The following is an 18423-nucleotide window of genomic DNA, read 5'->3' on the forward strand; positions in this document are numbered from 1 at the left end:
CTATGAAAATACTTTTAAAAAACGTCACGGTAATACAGCCACAAAGCAAGTTTCACCAACAAAAAGTACATCTATTCATAGAAAACGGAATCATCAAAAAGATCGATAAAAAAGGCGATTCAAAGGCCGATAAAGTTATCGAAATAAAAGACTTACACATTTCAGAAGGTTGGTTTGACAGTAGCGTTTCGTTTGGCGAACCAGGTTATGAAGACCGAGAAACACTTGAAAACGGCCTAAAAACCACTGCCAAAAGTGGGTTTACACAAATCGCACTCAACCCCAATACTCTTCCGGTTTCAGACACAGCAACAGCTTTAGAATTTTTACAGAAAAACAATGCGAAAAGTCCGGTTCAGGTTTATCCTGTCGGAGCTTTAACCCAGCAAAGTAAAGGCGAACATCTTGCCGAACTTTTTGATATGCAAAAAGTAGGAGCAATTGTCTTTGGCGATTATAAAAGACCAGTTGCCAATGCCAATCTGCTTAAAATCGCTTTACAATATGCTAAGCCTTTTGGCGGAATCATACAATCGTTTCCGCTAGACCAATCAATTGCGAGAACGGGTTATGTCAACGAAGGTAAAGAAAGTACGATTCTAGGTTTAAAAGGCATCCCAAATATTGCAGAAGAAATGCAAATCGAACGTGATTTGACCTTATTGGCTTACACCGAAGGTAAACTGCATATTCCAACCATTTCTACCAAAAGATCGGTAGAGCTCATCAAAAAAGCAAAGAAAGACGGTTTAGATGTGAGTTGCAGTGTTTCGGTACATCATCTTTTTTATACAGATGATAAGCTAGAAAGTTTTAACGCCAATTACAAGGTTTTGCCACCTTTACGTACTAAAGAAGACAATAAAGCCTTGCAAAAAGCCGTAAAAGATGGTACTATCGATATGATTACTTCTGACCATCAACCGATAGAGATTGAAGGTAAAAAAGTAGAATTTGAAAATGCTGCTTATGGAACTATTGGTTTAGAGTCTGCTTTTGGAGTTTGTAATAAAATTCTGGGAACAGAAAAAACGATTGAAATGTTTACCCAATCTAAAAAGCGTTTCGGCATCGAAAATTCGATTATAAAAGAAAACGAAAAAGCTAATCTTACACTTTTCACTACGAACGAAACTTCGACTTTAAGTGAAAGTAACCTCTACTCTACTTGTAAAAATGCTATTTTCCTTGGCGAAAAATTACAAGGAAAAGTAGTGGGTGTGATTGCCAACAAAAAAATAATTCTGAATGACTAATCCAGGAATTAGTAAACAAGGTAAAATAAATGCGATTGTGGCTTACCTCACTTTTGTAGGAGCTCTTATCGCTATTTTTATGAATATTGACGAAAAAAGCAAATTTGCCACTTTTCACATTCGTCAAGCAGTTGGTATTCATCTTTTCCAGATTGCCGTATTGCTTACCGTAAGTGGTTTTAATGAGTTATATGTTGTGCTTCCGTTCTGGATCTTTTTTTTTATTTTGTGGTTTTACGGTTTTATCGGAGCCATTTCAGGTAATTATAATTTAATTCCTATCATCGGAAAATATTTTCAAAACTGGTTTAACAAAATTGTACCATGACAACTTTAGATTTATCGCTAACGCATTTGGTAAGACCATCTAATTTAAGTGAAAAAGCACCTGTAATTTTGATGCTTCACGGTTACGGAAGTGACGAGAACGATTTGTTTTCTTTTGCATCAGAGTTGCCAGACAAATATTTAATTGTTTCAGCAAAAGCCCCGAATGCGATGATGCCTTACGGAAATGCCTGGTATGATATCAATTTTGATGCTTCGGGAGATAAGTTTACCAACGATAAGCAAGCAATTGCTTCCCGGGATTTGATTACTAAATTTATTGATGAGATAGTCGAAAATTATAACGGAGACAAAGAAAATATGACTCTGCTAGGCTTTAGTCAAGGGGCTATTTTAAGTTATGCGGTAGCGATTTCTAACCCCAAAAAAGTACAACGTGTAGTCGCTTTAAGCGGATATGTTCATCCGTCTATTTTTAAAGAAGGTTATAAGGATCTTGATTTTTCAAACCTCAAGATTTATGCTTCACACGGAAGTGTAGACCAAGTAATCCCCGTTGATTGGGCAAGAAAAAACAAACCATTTCTCGACAACTTAGACATCAAAAATACCTACTCGGAGTTTCCCGTTGGTCACGGTGTAAGCCCACAAAACTTTTTTGAATTTAAAAAGTGGTTGGAGGAAAATTAATTTGCAAATAAAAACGAATCAATCACTTCTAAGGTAATGGTTTTATCGTCATTGATAAAGTAACTCAACAAAACTTCTCCCCAATAGGTTCCGTCGGTAAATTCGGCGATGATCCATCGATGATTGAGCACTTTCATACTGTTGATACGCATCATACCAGCCATTCCAGAGTAAGGCACAAGCGGGTTATCGCTATCTACCGCATTTTTAGAAAAAATCTGATTTTCCAATATTTTTTTAAAATCGTAAACATTGTAACCAAAGTCTTCGATATACATTCTTGCTTTGTCGTTGTTTTGCAGCGAAAAACGCGAACTTTTATCTAATAAAGTAGCTATAGAATCGTTGTGCGTTCTAAACGTTTCTACTTCTGTGGTGAGATCTGCAATTTCTTTTTCTTGTTTTTCGAGTCCTTTTTTAGAATTTACAAACTGAAATATGATGTATAGTACCGCAAACAAAAACAGGTACATGAATATTCTTCCTTTCATGAGATGGTAATTTTTAAATTATCGTAAGCCAAAAATACATTTTTTGGGAGACTTGCTTCTACTTCATCGTGAAAACCTAGCAAATGACTTATATGCGTAAGGTAAGCTCTTTCTGGTTTTACCTTTTCAATTATTTCTAGGGCTTCTTGTAAATTAAGATGTGAGTGATGTGGCTCTATCCGCAACGCATTCAACACCAAAACTTTTATACCCTTCAACTTTTCAAGCTCTTGCGCTTCAATTTTTTTAGCATCAGTAATATATGCAAATTCGCGAAAGCGGAACCCCAAAACAGGCAATTGGTTATGCAGGACCTCAATGGGTTCTACTTCTATACTTTTGAGGGTAAAAGGCCTGTTTTCTATCTCGTTGATATGTAGGGTTGGCGCTCCAGGATATTTGTTTACCGTTTCAAAAACATAGGCAAAACGATGTTGAAGTTCTTTAATTACACGTTTGTGAGCGTAAATAGCAATATCGCCTTGGCGGAAGTAAAACGGACGAACATCATCTAAACCAATCACATGATCATTGTGTTCATGGGTAAATAAAATACCATCAATTTTTTGTACATTATTAGCAAGCATCTGCTGCCGAAAATCTGGTCCACAATCAATAACATAAGTAAAATCGTCCCATTCTACCATCGCAGAAACACGCAACCGCTTATCTTTCGGATTGTCGCTAAGACAAACTGGATGGTTTGATCCGATGACCGGAATACCTTGAGATGTACCTGTACCGAGAAAAGTTACTTTCACTCCTTAAATTTATCACAAAATTAATTATATTTTTTTGTTTTTAGGGCAATTCGTTACCTTTGATAATAGAAACAAATTTTAAATATATTATTGAGCTATGCCAATAACTATAATGGGTGACAAGGAGTTTGAAAACATTCCTTCGATAAGCACTAAAGCACTTCGTATAAATCTCAACGAAAATATTTACGGTACTTTTGCAGAAATTGGTGCCGGACAAGAAACTGTTCGAAATTTCTTTAGAGCTGGAGGTGCTTCTGGGACGATTGCAAAGACGATGAGTGCTTACGATAAAGACTTTAGTGATGCAATCTATGGTATAGAAGATGACAAAAGATATGTTACCGAGTCGAGACTTAAAAAAATGCTTTCTCACGAGATGCGACTTATTGAAGAACGAATGGATCGTGAGAAACACCCTAATAAACTATTTTTTACTTATGCAAATACCGTAGCAACCATTGATTTCGCAAAAAAATACAAAGGACACGGTTGGGTAGGTATACGTTATCAAACCGACCCTAAAGAAGGTTATAACGAAATTATATTGCATGTAAGATTTCACGAAAATGATGCTAGGTTACAACAAATTACATTAGGAACCTTAGGGGTAAATCTTATCTACGGAGCTTATTACAAGCATGATAATCCAAAAAAACTATTAAGATATCTGTACGATCACATCGATAAAGACCAGATAGAAATCGATACTATCAATTTTTCTGGACCAAGATTTGAAAAGGTAGATAATCGATTAATGAGCTTACAATTGGTAAAAAACGGAATGACCGAAGCCGTAATGTTTTCACCTGAAGGAAATAACGTATTACCAGCCAAAATACTTTATAAAAAAAATGTCCTTGCGTTACGAGGAAGTTTCCGTCCTGTGACCAAAGTAAATATGGATATTTATAAAAATGCCCTTGAACTGTTTCTGGAAGAAAATAATGTTACCAAAGAAAGCACTGTTAGCGTTTTTGAGATTACCTTATCTAACTTAAGAGCAGAAGGAGAAATTGACGAAAAAGATTTTATGGACAGGGCAAATTTACTCTGTTCACTAGGTCAAACGGTTATGATTTCTAATTTTAAAGAATATTATCGCTTAGTAGAATATTTTTCTCGACTCACCAATGAACGAATGGGATTGGCGATGGGCGTTAATAATTTAATAGATATTTTTGATGAAAAATATTACCGTCATTTAAGTGGTGGGATTTTAGAGGCTTTTGGTAAGCTTTTCTTTAAAAAACTAAAAGTATACCTCTACCCACTTAAAGACCCTAAAACTGCAGAAATTACAGATAGTGACACCCTAAAAGTTCACCCACGAATGAAGGAGTTGTATAAATTCTTTAAATACAATGGTAAGGTAATCGATATCAAAGATTACGACCCAAGTATAATGGATATTTATTCGCGCGATGTCTTGCAACGAATTCACAACGGAGAAAGTGGTTGGGAAGAAATGTTACCCGAAGGCACTTCACAACTTATCAAAGAAAAAGGTTTGTTTGGTTATCATCAAACCGATGTTGATGAAGGAAAATTAGAGAAAAGTAAAAATTAGTCTCTTCTTTATAAAAAATAAAATCCGCTTAAAGCGGATTTTTTTAATTATCTAAACGCTCAATCTTCGCTCCGATAGCGCGTAAACGTTCATCTATATTTTCGTAACCACGATCGATTTGTTCGATGTTATGGATGATAGAAGTTCCTTTAGCAGAAAGTGCTGCTATCAATAGCGAAATACCAGCTCTAATATCTGGACTGGTCATCGTGGTGGCTTTTAGTTGTGACTTGAAATCATGACCAATAATCGTCGCTCGATGCGGATCGCAAAGAATAATTTTTGCTCCCATATCGATAAGCTTATCGACAAAGAACAAACGGCTTTCGAACATTTTTTGGTGTATCAAAACACTACCATTGGCTTGTGTGGCTACCACCAACATAATACTTAACAAATCGGGCGTAAAACCAGGCCATGGCGCATCGCTGATGTTCATAATCGAACCATCGATAAAACTTTGTACTTCATAGCCATTAGTATGTGCTGGAACAAACAAATCATCACCTTTTTGCTCGATCGTAATTCCTAATTTTCTGAACGTATTCGGAATTAAACCTAAATTTCCCCAGCTTACATTTTTGATAGTGATTTCACTTTTGGTCATGGCTGCAAGACCAATCCAAGAACCGATTTCGATCATATCGGGCAGAATGGTATGAGTACAACCACTTAGTTTTTCAACCCCTGTTATCGTGAGTAAGTTAGAACCAATTCCTTTGATATCGGCTCCCATAGAAACCAACATTTTACATAGTTGTTGTAAATAAGGTTCACAAGCAGCATTATAGATGGTGGTTTCGCCTTGAGCGAGAACTGCCGCCATCACAATGTTTGCCGTTCCGGTAACCGATGCTTCTTCCAGTAACATATAGGTTCCTTGCAAACCATTGGGTGCTTCTACCCCATAAAAACGTTCTTCTTTGTTGTAACGGAATTTTGCACCGAGTTTGATAAAACCTTCAAAGTGTGTATCTAACCTTCTTCTTCCGATTTTATCGCCTCCAGGTCTTGGGATATAACCTTTACCGAAACGAGCCAATAATGGTCCAACAATCATAATCGATCCGCGTAAGCTACTGCCTTCTTTTTTGAAAAGTTCGCCTTCAAGGTAATCTAAATCGAGTTCGTCACTTTGAAAAGAGTAACTTCCTTTCCCAAGTTTATTAACTTTTACACCAAGATTTTTTAAGATTCCGATAAGTTTATTGACATCTAAAATGTCTGGAATATTGTGAATGATAATCTCTTGATCGCTGAGCAAAACAGCACATAAAATTTGTAATGCTTCATTTTTTGCTCCTTGTGGTTGAATTTCACCTTTGAGTTGGTGACCGCCTTCAATTTTGAATGTTGCCATAGATTAGTAGCGCTTTCTTTTTTTGCTTCTTTTTCTGTTGTTGCTGCTGTTGGTCTTTTTGTAGTTTTTCTTATTATGAATAAGGTTTGAAGCTTCCGATAGGTCTTCTTCTTTTTTGTTTAAATTTATTTTGCCTTCGCTCAACTCAAACAAATGATCAAAAATCACTTTATCATCCACCGTGTCTTTGTTCCAATTGAGGTAGCACTTTTTCATATGATTGGCAATCGCGTAAATAAGTGCCTCTTTTTTCTCGCCATCTTCCCATTTTAAGGCTTCATCAATCATTCTGTTGATGTTATTTCCGTAAAATCTATATTTAGGATGATTTTGAGGATAATCTAAAGGTGAAGGTGATTCTTCTAGCTTTTCTTTTGAAGGTTTTGGAAAGGGCGATTCTACATCAAGCTTAAAATCACTGATGATAAAAAGCTGATCCCAAAGTTTGTGCTGAAAATCGGGCACATCACGTAAATGCGGATTGAGGTTTCCCATCACGGCAATAATTGCTTTTGCTACTTCATTACGCTCTTTGTCATCTTCTATCGCAATAGCGTGTTCTACCATTTTTTGAATATGTCTACCATATTCCGGAATAATAAGTTTACTCCTTTCTGAATTATATTCTAACTGATCGACCAAAATAAAATTTGTTTAGTGATTATATTTAAGCGGTGAGTCTTTGCTTAAACTGTTGCAAAATAATAAATCTTAGATTTATATTTCTATAAAAAAGCTTTTTTTACAAAGAAATAACATCTGGTACTTTCTCTCCTACTTCTTTGTACTTTTCGATAACGGCGTCAGGACTTTCCATCTTTAGGTTCACCGATATACTCGTATAATTTCCGTTAGAAGATTTTATGGTATTGATAACCGCACCCATATTGTCGAAAATGTCTTCTATTTTTACGATTTTGTCTTGCTGTGTAGGAACAATAAATTTATATAAATATTCGCTTGGCCAATTGGTAGTATCTTCAAGTTTTTCCTTTAGTTTTTTATAAAATTCTTCTTGTTTACTATTTTCGCTCATAAATTATTCATTACTTTAGAATCACAAATATAAGGGTAATTCCCTCATTTTAGGATATTGTTTATTATTAATTGACATAAGCTTGCATACTACTAAAATAGTTATTATTGGCGGTCCATCGACCGGAAAATCGAGTATCATCAACCAACTCACTGATTTAGGTTATTACTGTTTTGAAGAAATTTCACGTCAAGTAACACTCCAAGCTCAGGAAGAAGAAGGTATTGCCCAACTTTTTTTGGATAAACCCTTGCTCTTCAGCGAAAAATTACTTGAAGGCAGAATACAGCAATATTTAGATTCTACCCAAATAGATGATACTATTGCCTTTTTTGATAGAGGAATTCCAGATATTTCTGCTTACATGGATTATAAGGGAAAAGAATACCCCGACACATTTCATGAAGCGAACAAAAAATACAAATACGACAAAATCTTTATTTTACCTATTTGGGAAGAAATTTACCTTTCGGATAACGAACGTTATGAAAACCTAGAAGAAGCTAGAGAAATTCAACAATACTTGATTAGGACCTACACAGATTTAGGTTACGAGCTCATAGAAGTGCCTAAAGATACGGTAGACAACAGAATTAGTTTTATTTTTAATCATCTTAATGAATGAAACACCACTACATATTCTCCAGAAATATTGGGGTTACACGTCTTTTAAGCCTGCTCAAGAAGCTATAATCGAAAGTGTTTTACAGCAAAAAGACACTTTAGCTCTTCTTCCAACAGGCGGCGGAAAATCTATTTGCTATCAGGTTCCCGCGCTGCTTAAAGAAGGCATTTGTATTGTCGTTTCGCCACTCATCGCACTTATACAAGATCAAGTGGCTCAATTACAAAAGAAAAATATAAAAGCAATCGCTTTAAGCGGAAAATTAAGCTTTGCCGAAGTAAATCAATTGTTGGATAACTGCCTATACGGAAATTACAAGTTTTTATACCTTTCGCCAGAAAGACTGCAAAATCAATTGGTACAAGAACGTATCAAACAAATGCAAGTTTCACTTATTGCTATCGATGAAGCACATTGCATTAGCCAATGGGGCCACGATTTTAGACCTGATTACAGAAAACTTACGATTCTAAAAGAACTACAAGCGCAAACCCCTATTATTGCACTTACGGCAACAGCGACACCACAAGTTGTCGATGACATCATCAAAACATTAGAAATAGACGAACCACAGGTTTTTAAAAGTAGTTTTAAAAGAGAAAACATACATTTTTACATTCAAGAGCGAGCAGACAAAAATTTATATTTACTTGATTATCTAAAGAAAAATGAAGGCTCAAGTATTATTTATGTGAGAAACCGTAAAAGCACGTTGCAACTTCAAACACTTTTATCAGAAAATAAGTTTTCCGCGGAAGCTTATCACGGAGGAATTGCCAACGACGAGCGAAAAAAAATACTAAACCATTGGCTGGCAAATAAAACCCAGATTATCATAGCAACGACCGCCTTTGGAATGGGCATCGATAAAGCTGATGTGAAGAACGTAATTCATTACCACATCCCTGAGAGTATTGAAAGTTATTACCAAGAAGCTGGTCGTGCAGGAAGAAACGGTAAAAAAGCGACAGCACTTCTGCTCTACAATCAATCAGATTTTGAGTTGATAGATAATCAGTTTGTGAGAAATATTCCTACCAAAAAACAAGTGGCGTTTATCTATAAAAAACTCAACAATTATTTTGAAATCGCTTATGGTGAGCTACGAGAAGAAACACTCAACTTTGGTTTTTATGAGTTTTGCAAAACCTATAAGATTCCGCTGCAAATAGGGTATAATAGTTTAGAAACCCTAAACAACTGTGGCATTTTACAATTAGAAAAACAATACCAACAGCAAATAAGTTTGCAAGTCATTATTTCCCAAAAAGCTGTAATAGCCTATGCTCAAAATAATTTTAAATATAAATTTTTAATTGAATATTTACTGCGTAATCAAACGGCTATTTTTGATGAAATGATCTCCATTAAGCTAGAAAAAATAGAGAAAAAAATCGATTTACAACCACAGGATATCATAAAGAGGCTTCAAGAGCTACATGACAGTGAAATCATCCGCTTGGAAATCAAAAATCAAGATACATCGATTCGGTTTTTGGTGCCGCGAGAAGATAAATATACCCTAAACACCAACACAGAATCTATCAAGCAGATTAGAAAAAGTAAACTCGATAAAATTGAAGCCATAAAAAAACTTATTCTTCAACAAAAAACTTGCATCGTTATACAGATATTATCTTACTTTGGCGAAGAAAATAGCAAGCCTTGCGGAAAATGCTCGGTTTGTGCTGGAAATAAAAATTCGCGACAAGCGATAAATAAAACAGAGATAAAAAATAAAATCATCGACTTACTAGCACACAAATCTTTCAATTTAAAAGACTTGGTATTGCAGTTTGATGAAAATCATGAAACGGTCATCAACATCATCAGAGATTTAAACGAACAGCAAATCATCAAAATTTCTGAAAATAATATAGTAAAGCTCCAAAAGAATGAATAGAAAACTTCGTGTTTTATTTATGGGAACACCCGAATTTGCGGTCAGTATTTTAGATAAGATCCTACAAGAAAATTATGAAGTAGTTGCCGCAGTAACTGCGCCAGATAAACCTGCTGGTCGTGGACAGAAATTACATCAATCTGCCGTAAAAAAATACGCCGATAAAAACAACCTACCTGTTTTACAGCCTACCAATTTAAAATCAGAAAGTTTTCTGGAAGATTTAAAAAAATATAACCCCAATGTGATTGTGGTGGTTGCTTTTAGGATGTTGCCCGAGCAAGTTTGGAAGTATCCTGAGTTTGGTACTTTTAACCTTCACGCTTCACTCCTTCCGCAATATCGTGGAGCAGCGCCTATCAATTGGGCAATTATAAACGGAGAAAGCAAAAGTGGTGTGACTACCTTTTTTATTGACGAAAAAATAGATACCGGAGAAATTATCCTACAGAAGGAAGTCGCTATCGAAAACGATGCTACTGCTGGTATTTTACACGATAAATTGATGAATGAAGGAGCCAATTTGGTTATTGAAACCTTAAAATCTCTTGAAGAAGATTCTATCAACACTCAAAAGCAACCGCAATCAGGAGAATTAAAAACCGCTTACAAGCTCAACCCTGAAAACACCAAAATCGATTGGCAAAAATCAACCACAGAAATTTATAACCTGATTAGAGGTTTGTCTCCTTATCCTGTAGCTTGGTCATATTTTATAAATGAAAATAAAAAAGACCGCTGTAAAATTTATTCCGCGAAAGCTGAAATAACAGAACATAATATAGAAATTGGGAAAATAATCGTAGCAGGTTTTGAAATGAAAGTTTCCACCAAAGATGGTTTTATCGTTATAGAAGAAATGCAATTACCAGGAAAGCGAAAAATGAAAATAAAAGAGCTTTTGAATGGTTTTAGTTTCGAAGATGGAGCAACCATGCTGTAACACCCCATAAACACTGACTTTCTTAAAATTTACATAAAACCAACTGGTTTTATCAACAATATGTTAAAGTTATCAACAATACAGCGTATTTCCCTTGCTATTACTTGCGTGAATGAAAAAAGCGTATAAATTTGTAGGAGTAAATCATTATTGTTTAACCAACAAACACTTAAAAAACAAAATTATGAACAAAACAAATTTGATCGACTCGATGGCTGCAGACGCAGGAATCTCTAAAGCATCTGCAAAGAAAGCATTAGAATCATTTTTAGGAAACGTAGAAGGCTCTCTTAAAAAAGGAGACAGAGTTTCTTTAGTAGGTTTTGGATCTTGGTCTGTATCTAAAAGAGCTGCTCGTGAAGGAAGAAACCCACAAACAGGAAAAACCATTAAGATTGCTGCTAAAAATGTAGTAAAGTTTAAGCCAGGTTCAGATTTACAGAAATCTGTAAACTAATTTTAGGTTTTCACAAAAAAACCAAGAGGCTCATAAATTGAGCCTCTTTTTTATTAAAAAAATTGCACTTTTTCTTTTTTTGTTTTAGCTTTAAATAACAAATCAATATATTTTGACAGAACTTAAACCCAAAAAAGGAAATCTCCTTGTAGCCGAACCCTCTATTATTGGTGACATATCTTTTCACCGATCTGTTGTTTTGTTGGCAGACCATAACGAAACCGGATCTGTTGGCTTTATCTTAAACAAAACTTTAGACTTTCAATTAGACGAGTTACTGCCAGAACTGAACATCGCAAGCTCTTTTCCTGTGTATAACGGCGGACCTGTAGAACAAGATAACCTATATTTTATACATAAAATTCCTGAGCTTATACCCGACAGTATCGAAATTACCAACGGTATTTTTTGGGGTGGTAATTTTGATGCCGTAAAAGAACTTATCGAGAAAGGACTCATTTCACAAAAAGATATAAAATTTTTCTTGGGTTATTCAGGTTGGGATTTTTTACAGTTAGATACTGAGCTAGAAGCAAAAGCATGGATCATCATTGAAAATTACCGACAGGAAGAAGTGCTTAAAAACAATCAATCTTCTTTTTGGAAAGAAAAGTTGGAAGAATTGGGCGGCCAATACCTTATTTGGTCGAATGCGCCTGAAAACCCGAGTTATAACTAACTTTTCTACCCTAACCTTGCGATGGTATTGAGTTTTCCTCTCAATAAATCTGCTTTCTCAGAACTGTAAGACTTTTTTCTATAATTGGTTACTGACTGTATGCCGATAATGGTATTGGTCAAAAACAACTCATCTGCTTTTTGAAGTTCAAAGGGCGAAATACTTTCTTCTTTTATCGTTAAACCTTCGGTTTTTTCAATAATTTCTATAAGTTTTTTTCTGATAATTCCGTTAAGACAACCCTCTGCCAATGGCGGAGTTTTTATTTCATGACCATTTACCAAAAACAAATTACTGTTTAAAGCTTCTATCACCATTTTCTTTTCATTTAGAATAAAACAGTTGTCGTAGTCGTTTTCTTGTGCATAAATACTCCCTAAAATCGCTATGTTTTTTGTCGTTGTTTTTAAGGTGGAAAGCAAGCCTGAAACTTGATAATGATCTTTAAATAATTCGACAGTATAATTTTTATGATCTGATATGTAAAACTGATTTTCTAATTTTTTAGCTGAAATAAAATAATTGATTTCTCGATGTTCGGGCAAGTAGAATCCACCAGCTATTCTATAAACATTTATTTTTACTCTTGCAGCATCGTTTTCGAGGCCATTTGCAGCGACGGTTTTTAAGATTTCTTCCTCTAATATTTCAGGAGAAAAATTCATCGGAATTTCCATACGCAACACCCGCATCGAAGCCATCAATCTAAAATAGTGATCTTCCCAAAAAACCACTTTGTTGTTGATGACTCGTAAAGTTTCGAATAGACCATCACCGTATTGAAACCCACGATTATCGATATCTATAGCTACTTCGTTTTTGTTTTGTATAATTCCGTTATTATTGATCATAAAAAAGCCCGAAAGTTTAATTTCGGGCAAATTTACTAATTATATATGGCTTTATACCGAACCTAAGACATGTTTTAAATCGGTAATCATATTATCCCAAAGCATTTTTCCCTCTTCGATATCTTCTTCGTCTTCGGCAAAATCGGTTACCATAAGTGACACGTCTTTGGTAATCTCATCTACCTGTATACGCATTTCAAAGAAATAAGACTCTCCTTCGTCTGCTAACCAACGCATCTTAATACGTTCGCCGCTTTTTTTACTCAATAGTTTTGCTTGCTCTTCGCTCCCTTCCCAAATAAAGGTGAATATTTCACCACGTGAATTCACGTTATCGGCAAACCATTCGCTTAAGCCCGAAGGCGTAGAAATGTATTGGTATAAAAGTGATGGAGATGCTTGAATCGGAAACTCCATTTCGTATTTAATTTTACTCATGTAAGTTATTATTAGTTGGATGCACAATATATAGAATCTTGCGAAAATAAAAAGCGAAATAGGTGTTTTTTTATTTTTAGTTTCTATTTGTTCAAATACAAAATAGTTTTATATTTGCACCCTCAAACGGCGAGGTAGCTCAGTTGGTTAGAGCGTCGGATTCATAACCCGGAGGTCACGAGTTCAACTCTCGTCCTCGCTACACTTTTAAAAGAAACTCTAATTTTATTAGAGTTTCTTTTTTTTTGACATAAGAAAACACGTTACACTCAAATTTTATGAAAAAAATACTCTTTATTTTTATTTTATCTGCTATACTTTCTTCTTGCGATAATGATAGTTCTCACACGGAAGATAAAAGTATTCCGGATTTGTTAATTGAAGGGAGTCCTTGGGTATATAATAGTACTGAAATAATTGAAATCACGCAAAACTCAACTCCTCCAACAACGGAAGAAGAACTAGAGCAATTAATAGATAATGCCCAACAATATTTAACTTTTAAATTTTATCAAAATGGTACTGCTGAAATATGCACTTCAGAAATTCAAAACTTTTTTTCTGTTGACTATATTATAAATACAGAAGAGCAAAGTGTTGAGTTTATAGATGATAGGTTTTACACTTTAGATGAAATAGAAGTAACTGAAGACAAGTTTACATATACTGTAGATTTACTGTATGGACTCAGCATCAATAATGGCGTAGAATTTAAAGCAAAATTAATTTTAAAGTAAAGAAGTTGATCTATAACGTAGATAAAGTAATCCTTAGTTTTTACTAAGGATTTTTTATTTCTTTGGAGTTTGGCGAAGTATATTATCTATTGTTGGTTTCCAGGTATTGATTCTTTCTAAAATAGGCAAACTATCATCATATAATTTGTCTTCAATGACCTGTAATTCTTCGTAAATACTATCTCCTATTATTTCTAAATCTGAAAAACTTTTCTGTTCAATATTTTTTATTTCATCTAATTTCTTTTGATATTTCCGAGCATGTACTTCATATAGATCAAAACGAATTTGAAGTAATCTCATTTCATATTCAAAATTAATTCCAATAGTGTCTTTTATCCAAGATCTACTTTTATCAAAAACAGCATAAACCTCTTTATCGTGGATGTTAACTGCTTTTAAGTATAAAGCTTGATAATTTGATATTTTTTTATTTGAATTGATGTCTACCTCTCCTTCAAAATCATCATAATCAATTCGAACATCATCACTCCAGTATATAAAATCTTTAGCGTAAAAATAGTGTTGAATTTCAATCTTATAAGCAAAAAGCAATATAATTAAAGTAAAACATACACCTATAACTCCCAATATGAACCAAACTGGCTTAGACATAATCTAAAATTCTACTTTTCAACCCCTCAAAATCCACCAATTCCTGTTCCCCTGTTTTCATATTTTTTAAGGTAAACTGTTCGGCTTCTATTTCTGAAGTTCCTGCTAAGACTACAAAGGGTATCTCTCTTTTGTTGGCGTAATTCATTTGTTTTTTCATCTTGGCAGCGTCCGGATATAGTTCTGCGCTGATGTTTTCCTTTCTTAGTTTTGTGATAGCTTTTAAAGCATACAAAGCTTCTTTTTCTCCAAAATTGATAAAGATAATTTTAGTTTTCGCTTCCGCGGAAGTTGGGAACAAACCCAATTCTTCCAATACCAAATAAATACGATCCAGCCCGAACGAAATCCCTACACCGCTCATATTTTTGAGTCCAAAAATACCCGTAAGGTCATCATACCTTCCGCCACCACCAATCGAACCCATTTTTACGTTCTCGGGAGCAGCAACTTCAAAGATGGCACCTGTGTAATAATTAAGTCCACGTGCCAAGGTAATATCCAGTTCTAAAGTAGCCGATTGCAACGGAATTTCCTGAAGTGTATCTAAAATAAACTGTACTTCTTCAATTCCTTTTTGGCCGATAGTTGATTCTTTTAAAATAGTGTTTAACACTTCGAGTTTGGCTTTATTATCGCCTTTCGCATCAAAAATCGGGTTGATCTTTTCTATCGCCTCTTGAGAAATATCTTTTGAAAGCATTTCGTTGATCACACCATCTTTTCCAATCTTATCCAATTTATCTAGCGCTACCGTAAAATCGATGAGTTTGTCGGATTCACCAATCACTTCGGCCATTCCGGTTAAGATTTTACGGTTATTGAATTTGATGCTTGTTCCTCCTAATTTTAAATCCGTAAAAACGTCATCGTACAATTGTACCAGCTCAACCTCTTGCCATAGACTCTCGCTACCTATCACATCGGCATCACATTGGTAAAACTCCCTGAACCGACCTTTTTGAGGTCTATCGGCACGCCAAACAGGTTGTATTTGATAACGTTTAAACGGAAATTCAATCTCGTTTTGGTGCTGCACTACATAACGAGCAAACGGAACAGTAAGATCATAACGGAGTGCTTTTTCTACAATTTGTGGTGTCATCTTTTGGCTATCTTTTTCCGCGAAAGTGTCATCTTTAACCTTGCTTAAAAAATCACCACTATTTAGAATTTTAAAGATCAATCGGTCACCTTCTTCTCCGTATTTTCCCATCAAGGTTTCGTAGTTTTCAAAACTTGGGGTTTCAATCGGTTGAAATCCGTATTTTACAAAATTACGCTTGATGATCTCAAAAATGTAATTTCGCTTATTCACTTCTTCGGGTGAAAAATCTCGGGTTCCTTTGGGTATAGAAGGTTTTTGTGCCATAATTAAAAATAAAGTGCAAAGATAATTAAACAAAATACATTTTTTAAGTAACTTTTTGGCGATAAAACAGTCTTATAACTAAACTACAACTTTCTACATGTTTTCATTAGTACGCGAGAATATAAAAATTGCCTTTGATAGTATTAGAACACAACTGCTTAGAACTATTTTAACTGTTCTGATTATTGCTATTGGCATTACCGCTTTGGTGGGTATTTTAAGTGCTGTAAATGCGTTGGAAAACACGATTAATAATGATTTTGCGAGTATGGGAACCAACACCTTCAACATCCAGCGGTATGATTTTACCGTGCGAACTCGTGGTAGTGATGAAGGTTTTAAAGTAAATCCAGTTATAGATTACCGAGAGACCTTAGAATTTGAGAAAAACTATCTTTACCCCAACACCAGGGTTTCTGTTTCTTTTGCCGGAACCGGAACTGCAGAAATCAATTACAACAAAGTAAAAACAGATCCTGAAGTTGCCGTTTACGGAATCAATGAAAACTATTTAGGCAATTCCGGATTAAAACTTGAACAAGGTCGAGATTTTACTGCCTCTGAAATAAAAAATAACGCCAATAGCTGTATTGTCGGTGCCGATTTGGTCGAAAAGCTTTTTAAAAATATCGATCCTATTCATAAAACTATTTCGATAAGAGGCAACCGTTTTAAAATTATTGGTGTGTTAGAAGGAAAAGGCTCTACCTTTGGAAACAACCAGGACTTGCGTGTACTTATTCCGTTGCAACGTGCAAGAACCATCTACAATTTACCCAATACCAATTACAACATCAGTATAAAAGTAGATGATAAAGAAATGATGGAAGGCGCTCAAGACGAAGCAATTATTACTTTTAGAAAAATTAGAAAGTTACAACCTAAAGAGGAAAATAATTTTGGGATTGAGCGTAGCGATAGTTTACTCAACGAAATCAATAACATTACCGGTTATTTAGATGCTGCCGCTTGGATCATTTCGATTATTACTATTTTGGGTTCATCCATTGCTTTAATGAATATCATGTTGGTTTCGGTAACCGAGCGAACACGTGAAATTGGGGTAAGAAAAGCGCTTGGCGCGAAAAAGAATACCATTGCTTTTCAGTTTTTTAGCGAGACCATCATCATTGGTCAACTTGGCGGAATTATCGGAATTATTCTCGGGATTTTAATTGGTTATATCGTTGCTAAATCTGCTGGTTTTAATTTTACTATTCCTTGGATGGCGATGTTCTGGGCCGCGTTTATTTCCTTTGTCATAGCCATTATTTCCGGAGGTTATCCAGCAATGAAAGCTGCAAAACAAGACCCAATTGAATCGTTGAGGTACGAATAAAAACTAATCAACCATATTGTCGAAATAATTGAATAATTCACCTTTGGTGATGTTGGCTCCTTGCTGAATCAATGCAAAAATATCTTTATTTCTATCGTCTTTAATAACTTTCGTAGAAGTATATATTTCTACATTTTCATCCATCAAGTTGCCTTGCAACCAAGCATAACCTTCTTTGGTAGTGATATTTATCGCTTCGTTTTTTACTTTGATACCGATGAGTTGCATTTGTACTTCGCTAATTTTAAAAAGAAAAATATGCTGGGGCGAAAAATGCTCTAGATATTCTGCTTTAGATAGTACACCTTCCCAAACCAAGTCGCTAAAAATATCGAGTTCTTCTTCGGCAACTTCAGGTTTGTTTTGTTTGATGTCTTTCCATTCTTCGGCAGTTATCGATTGTGTTGCCAAAAAATTGATGAATTCTGGATGTAACTCTTCAAGTTGTTCTTTGGTAAGTCTCGTGTATTTCAAAATAATTTCATTTTCAATGATAAAAAAGAAAAAAGCCTACTCAAACGAATAGGCTTTTATAATTTGCATAGGAAACGATTAAGCTTCTTTGATTACGTCGAAAGTAAAGTTAGAAATAACTTCTCTGTGGAAACGTAATTTCGCTTCGTATTGTCCTAATCTTTTGATGTTTCCACCTAAAATACTGATGTATTTTTTATCGATTTCCACACCTTCTTTAGCTAAGGCATCGCTTAAATCTGCAGCGGTAATACTACCAAACATTTTATCGTCGTTACCAGCTTTTGCGGTAAGTTTAAGTTCGATACCGTTTGCTTTTTCAGCGTTTTTCTTAGCTTCGTCTATGTTCTTTTGCTCTTTATAAGCTCTCTGCTTTAAGGTTTCTGCCAACATTTTTTTAGCAGAAGGGGTTGCAAGTTCTGCAAATCCTTGTGGGATAAGATAGTTTCTTCCGTAACCGTTTTTTACGGTTACTACATCATCAGCAAAACCTAAATTCTCTACGTCTTTCTTTAATATTAATTCCATAATTGCTGTT

At 34.9% G+C, this 18423-nt stretch carries 22 protein-coding genes and 1 tRNA gene; 12 read left to right on the plus strand and 11 right to left on the minus strand.

The window, feature by feature from the left end:
• Positions 1-2 precede the first annotated feature (2 nt).
• The 3 genes from DNG35_RS05765 to DNG35_RS05775 are packed head-to-tail and all read left to right on the plus strand — an operon-like array spanning position 3 to position 2234.
• Positions 3-1256 carry a dihydroorotase family protein gene (locus tag DNG35_RS05765; protein WP_111126833.1) on the plus strand — a complete coding sequence of 418 codons (1254 nt, stop codon included), beginning with the start codon at positions 3-5 and terminating at the stop codon, positions 1254-1256.
• On the plus strand, positions 1249-1584 hold the full coding sequence (locus DNG35_RS05770) for a hypothetical protein (RefSeq protein ID WP_111126835.1): 336 nt from the start codon (positions 1249-1251) through the stop codon (positions 1582-1584). The genes DNG35_RS05765 and DNG35_RS05770 overlap by 8 nt, the downstream gene beginning before the upstream one ends.
• Entirely contained in the window at positions 1581-2234 is a 654-nt protein-coding gene (locus DNG35_RS05775; protein ID WP_111126837.1) for an alpha/beta hydrolase, read from the plus strand. The genes DNG35_RS05770 and DNG35_RS05775 overlap by 4 nt, the downstream gene beginning before the upstream one ends.
• Here DNG35_RS05775 and DNG35_RS05780 read toward each other — a convergent pair.
• The gene (locus DNG35_RS05780; RefSeq protein ID WP_111126839.1) at positions 2231-2725 is read right to left on the minus strand and encodes a hypothetical protein; all 495 of its coding nucleotides are present in this window, start codon (positions 2723-2725) and stop codon (positions 2231-2233) included. The genes DNG35_RS05775 and DNG35_RS05780 overlap by 4 nt on opposite strands.
• Entirely contained in the window at positions 2722-3486 is a 765-nt protein-coding gene (locus DNG35_RS05785; protein ID WP_111126841.1) for an MBL fold metallo-hydrolase, read from the minus strand. Before DNG35_RS05785 ends, DNG35_RS05780 begins: the two co-directional genes overlap by 4 nt.
• A 97-nt stretch (positions 3487-3583) precedes the next feature.
• Between DNG35_RS05785 and DNG35_RS05790 the strand changes: the two genes are divergently transcribed.
• Positions 3584-5056 (plus strand): TonB-dependent receptor, encoded by a 1473-nt coding sequence (locus DNG35_RS05790; RefSeq protein WP_111126843.1) that lies wholly within the window; start codon positions 3584-3586, stop codon positions 5054-5056.
• Between the two features lie 43 nt (positions 5057-5099).
• Here the strand turns inward: DNG35_RS05790 and murA are convergent, their stop codons facing one another.
• From murA to DNG35_RS05805, 3 genes are all read right to left on the minus strand, one after another.
• The gene (murA, locus tag DNG35_RS05795; RefSeq protein WP_111126844.1) at positions 5100-6416 is read right to left on the minus strand and encodes a UDP-N-acetylglucosamine 1-carboxyvinyltransferase; all 1317 of its coding nucleotides are present in this window, start codon (positions 6414-6416) and stop codon (positions 5100-5102) included.
• Positions 6417-6419: 3 nt separating this feature from the next.
• Positions 6420-7058, minus strand: a complete 639-nt coding sequence (locus DNG35_RS05800; protein WP_111126846.1) for a DUF4290 domain-containing protein — start codon at positions 7056-7058, stop codon at positions 6420-6422.
• Between the two features lie 100 nt (positions 7059-7158).
• Positions 7159-7452 carry a DUF493 family protein gene (locus tag DNG35_RS05805; protein ID WP_111126848.1) on the minus strand — a complete coding sequence of 98 codons (294 nt, stop codon included), beginning with the start codon at positions 7450-7452 and terminating at the stop codon, positions 7159-7161.
• A gap of 82 nt (positions 7453-7534) precedes the next feature.
• On the opposite strand from DNG35_RS05805, the gene DNG35_RS05810 reads away from it, so the two are divergent.
• From DNG35_RS05810 to DNG35_RS05830, 5 genes are all read left to right on the plus strand, one after another.
• Positions 7535-8077 (plus strand): AAA family ATPase, encoded by a 543-nt coding sequence (locus DNG35_RS05810; protein ID WP_111126850.1) that lies wholly within the window; start codon positions 7535-7537, stop codon positions 8075-8077.
• The gene (locus tag DNG35_RS05815) at positions 8070-9980 is read left to right on the plus strand and encodes an ATP-dependent DNA helicase RecQ (RefSeq protein ID WP_111126852.1); all 1911 of its coding nucleotides are present in this window, start codon (positions 8070-8072) and stop codon (positions 9978-9980) included. Before DNG35_RS05810 ends, DNG35_RS05815 begins: the two co-directional genes overlap by 8 nt.
• Positions 9973-10923: a methionyl-tRNA formyltransferase gene (fmt, locus tag DNG35_RS05820; protein ID WP_111126854.1), complete on the plus strand. Its 951-nt coding sequence runs from the start codon at positions 9973-9975 to the stop codon at positions 10921-10923. The genes DNG35_RS05815 and fmt overlap by 8 nt, the downstream gene beginning before the upstream one ends.
• Before the next feature lie 184 nt (positions 10924-11107).
• Positions 11108-11380, plus strand: coding sequence for an HU family DNA-binding protein (locus DNG35_RS05825; RefSeq protein WP_111127070.1), 273 nt, complete (start codon positions 11108-11110; stop codon positions 11378-11380).
• Between the two features lie 112 nt (positions 11381-11492).
• Complete coding sequence (locus tag DNG35_RS05830; RefSeq protein WP_111126856.1) at positions 11493-12059, plus strand: YqgE/AlgH family protein; 567 nt, start codon at positions 11493-11495, stop codon at positions 12057-12059.
• A gap of 5 nt (positions 12060-12064) precedes the next feature.
• Here DNG35_RS05830 and DNG35_RS05835 read toward each other — a convergent pair whose 3' ends face one another.
• Together DNG35_RS05835 and DNG35_RS05840 are read right to left on the minus strand one after the other, a co-directional pair.
• A complete protein-coding gene (locus DNG35_RS05835; protein WP_111126858.1) occupies positions 12065-12910 on the minus strand; it encodes an aminotransferase class IV in 846 nt (281 codons plus the stop codon).
• A gap of 51 nt (positions 12911-12961) precedes the next feature.
• Positions 12962-13348, minus strand: a complete 387-nt coding sequence (locus DNG35_RS05840; RefSeq protein ID WP_111126860.1) for an START-like domain-containing protein — start codon at positions 13346-13348, stop codon at positions 12962-12964.
• A 128-nt stretch (positions 13349-13476) separates the two neighbouring features.
• On the opposite strand from DNG35_RS05840, the gene DNG35_RS05845 reads away from it, so the two are divergent.
• Both DNG35_RS05845 and DNG35_RS05850 read left to right on the plus strand, forming a co-directional pair.
• Positions 13477-13550: transfer RNA gene (locus DNG35_RS05845), tRNA-Met, on the plus strand.
• 76 nt (positions 13551-13626) lie between these two features.
• A complete protein-coding gene (locus DNG35_RS05850; RefSeq protein WP_111126862.1) occupies positions 13627-14085 on the plus strand; it encodes a hypothetical protein in 459 nt (152 codons plus the stop codon).
• Positions 14086-14139: 54 nt separating this feature from the next.
• Here DNG35_RS05850 and DNG35_RS05855 read toward each other — a convergent pair whose 3' ends face one another.
• Both DNG35_RS05855 and hisS read right to left on the minus strand, forming a co-directional pair.
• Positions 14140-14700, minus strand: coding sequence for a hypothetical protein (locus DNG35_RS05855; protein ID WP_111126864.1), 561 nt, complete (start codon positions 14698-14700; stop codon positions 14140-14142).
• Positions 14693-16072 carry a histidine--tRNA ligase gene (hisS, locus tag DNG35_RS05860; protein ID WP_111126866.1) on the minus strand — a complete coding sequence of 460 codons (1380 nt, stop codon included), beginning with the start codon at positions 16070-16072 and terminating at the stop codon, positions 14693-14695. The genes DNG35_RS05855 and hisS overlap by 8 nt, the downstream gene beginning before the upstream one ends.
• A gap of 97 nt (positions 16073-16169) precedes the next feature.
• Between hisS and DNG35_RS05865 the strand changes: the two genes are divergently transcribed.
• Positions 16170-17411 carry an ABC transporter permease gene (locus DNG35_RS05865; protein WP_111126868.1) on the plus strand — a complete coding sequence of 414 codons (1242 nt, stop codon included), beginning with the start codon at positions 16170-16172 and terminating at the stop codon, positions 17409-17411.
• Between the two features lie 3 nt (positions 17412-17414).
• On the opposite strand, the gene DNG35_RS05870 is transcribed toward DNG35_RS05865, so the two are convergent.
• Positions 17415-17885, minus strand: coding sequence for a DUF6495 family protein (locus DNG35_RS05870; RefSeq protein ID WP_111126870.1), 471 nt, complete (start codon positions 17883-17885; stop codon positions 17415-17417).
• 78 nt (positions 17886-17963) lie between these two features.
• Positions 17964-18413 (minus strand): 50S ribosomal protein L9, encoded by a 450-nt coding sequence (rplI, locus tag DNG35_RS05875; RefSeq protein WP_111126872.1) that lies wholly within the window; start codon positions 18411-18413, stop codon positions 17964-17966.
• Positions 18414-18423: the final 10 nt, after the last annotated feature.

It is taken from the genome of Mesonia sp. K7, assembly GCF_003233725.1.
Classification (GTDB): domain Bacteria; phylum Bacteroidota; class Bacteroidia; order Flavobacteriales; family Flavobacteriaceae; genus Mesonia.

Excerpts from the sequence above, each read along its gene's own strand:
- DNG35_RS05765 (WP_111126833.1), top strand. The coding sequence starts at position 3 with ATGAAAATACTTTTAAAAAACGTCACGGTAATACAGCCACAAAGCAAG.
- DNG35_RS05770 (WP_111126835.1), top strand. The coding sequence starts at position 1,249 with ATGACTAATCCAGGAATTAGTAAACAAGGTAAAATAAATGCGATTGTG.
- DNG35_RS05775 (WP_111126837.1), top strand. The coding sequence starts at position 1,581 with ATGACAACTTTAGATTTATCGCTAACGCATTTGGTAAGACCATCTAAT.
- DNG35_RS05780 (WP_111126839.1), bottom strand. The coding sequence starts at position 2,725 with ATGAAAGGAAGAATATTCATGTACCTGTTTTTGTTTGCGGTACTATAC.
- DNG35_RS05790 (WP_111126843.1), top strand. The coding sequence starts at position 3,584 with ATGCCAATAACTATAATGGGTGACAAGGAGTTTGAAAACATTCCTTCG.
- murA (WP_111126844.1), bottom strand. The coding sequence starts at position 6,416 with ATGGCAACATTCAAAATTGAAGGCGGTCACCAACTCAAAGGTGAAATT.
- DNG35_RS05805 (WP_111126848.1), bottom strand. The coding sequence starts at position 7,452 with ATGAGCGAAAATAGTAAACAAGAAGAATTTTATAAAAAACTAAAGGAA.
- DNG35_RS05815 (WP_111126852.1), top strand. The coding sequence starts at position 8,070 with ATGAATGAAACACCACTACATATTCTCCAGAAATATTGGGGTTACACG.
- fmt (WP_111126854.1), top strand. The coding sequence starts at position 9,973 with ATGAATAGAAAACTTCGTGTTTTATTTATGGGAACACCCGAATTTGCG.
- DNG35_RS05825 (WP_111127070.1), top strand. The coding sequence starts at position 11,108 with ATGAACAAAACAAATTTGATCGACTCGATGGCTGCAGACGCAGGAATC.
- DNG35_RS05835 (WP_111126858.1), bottom strand. The coding sequence starts at position 12,910 with ATGATCAATAATAACGGAATTATACAAAACAAAAACGAAGTAGCTATA.
- DNG35_RS05840 (WP_111126860.1), bottom strand. The coding sequence starts at position 13,348 with ATGAGTAAAATTAAATACGAAATGGAGTTTCCGATTCAAGCATCTCCA.
- DNG35_RS05850 (WP_111126862.1), top strand. The coding sequence starts at position 13,627 with ATGAAAAAAATACTCTTTATTTTTATTTTATCTGCTATACTTTCTTCT.
- DNG35_RS05855 (WP_111126864.1), bottom strand. The coding sequence starts at position 14,700 with ATGTCTAAGCCAGTTTGGTTCATATTGGGAGTTATAGGTGTATGTTTT.
- hisS (WP_111126866.1), bottom strand. The coding sequence starts at position 16,072 with ATGGCACAAAAACCTTCTATACCCAAAGGAACCCGAGATTTTTCACCC.
- DNG35_RS05865 (WP_111126868.1), top strand. The coding sequence starts at position 16,170 with ATGTTTTCATTAGTACGCGAGAATATAAAAATTGCCTTTGATAGTATT.
- rplI (WP_111126872.1), bottom strand. The coding sequence starts at position 18,413 with ATGGAATTAATATTAAAGAAAGACGTAGAGAATTTAGGTTTTGCTGAT.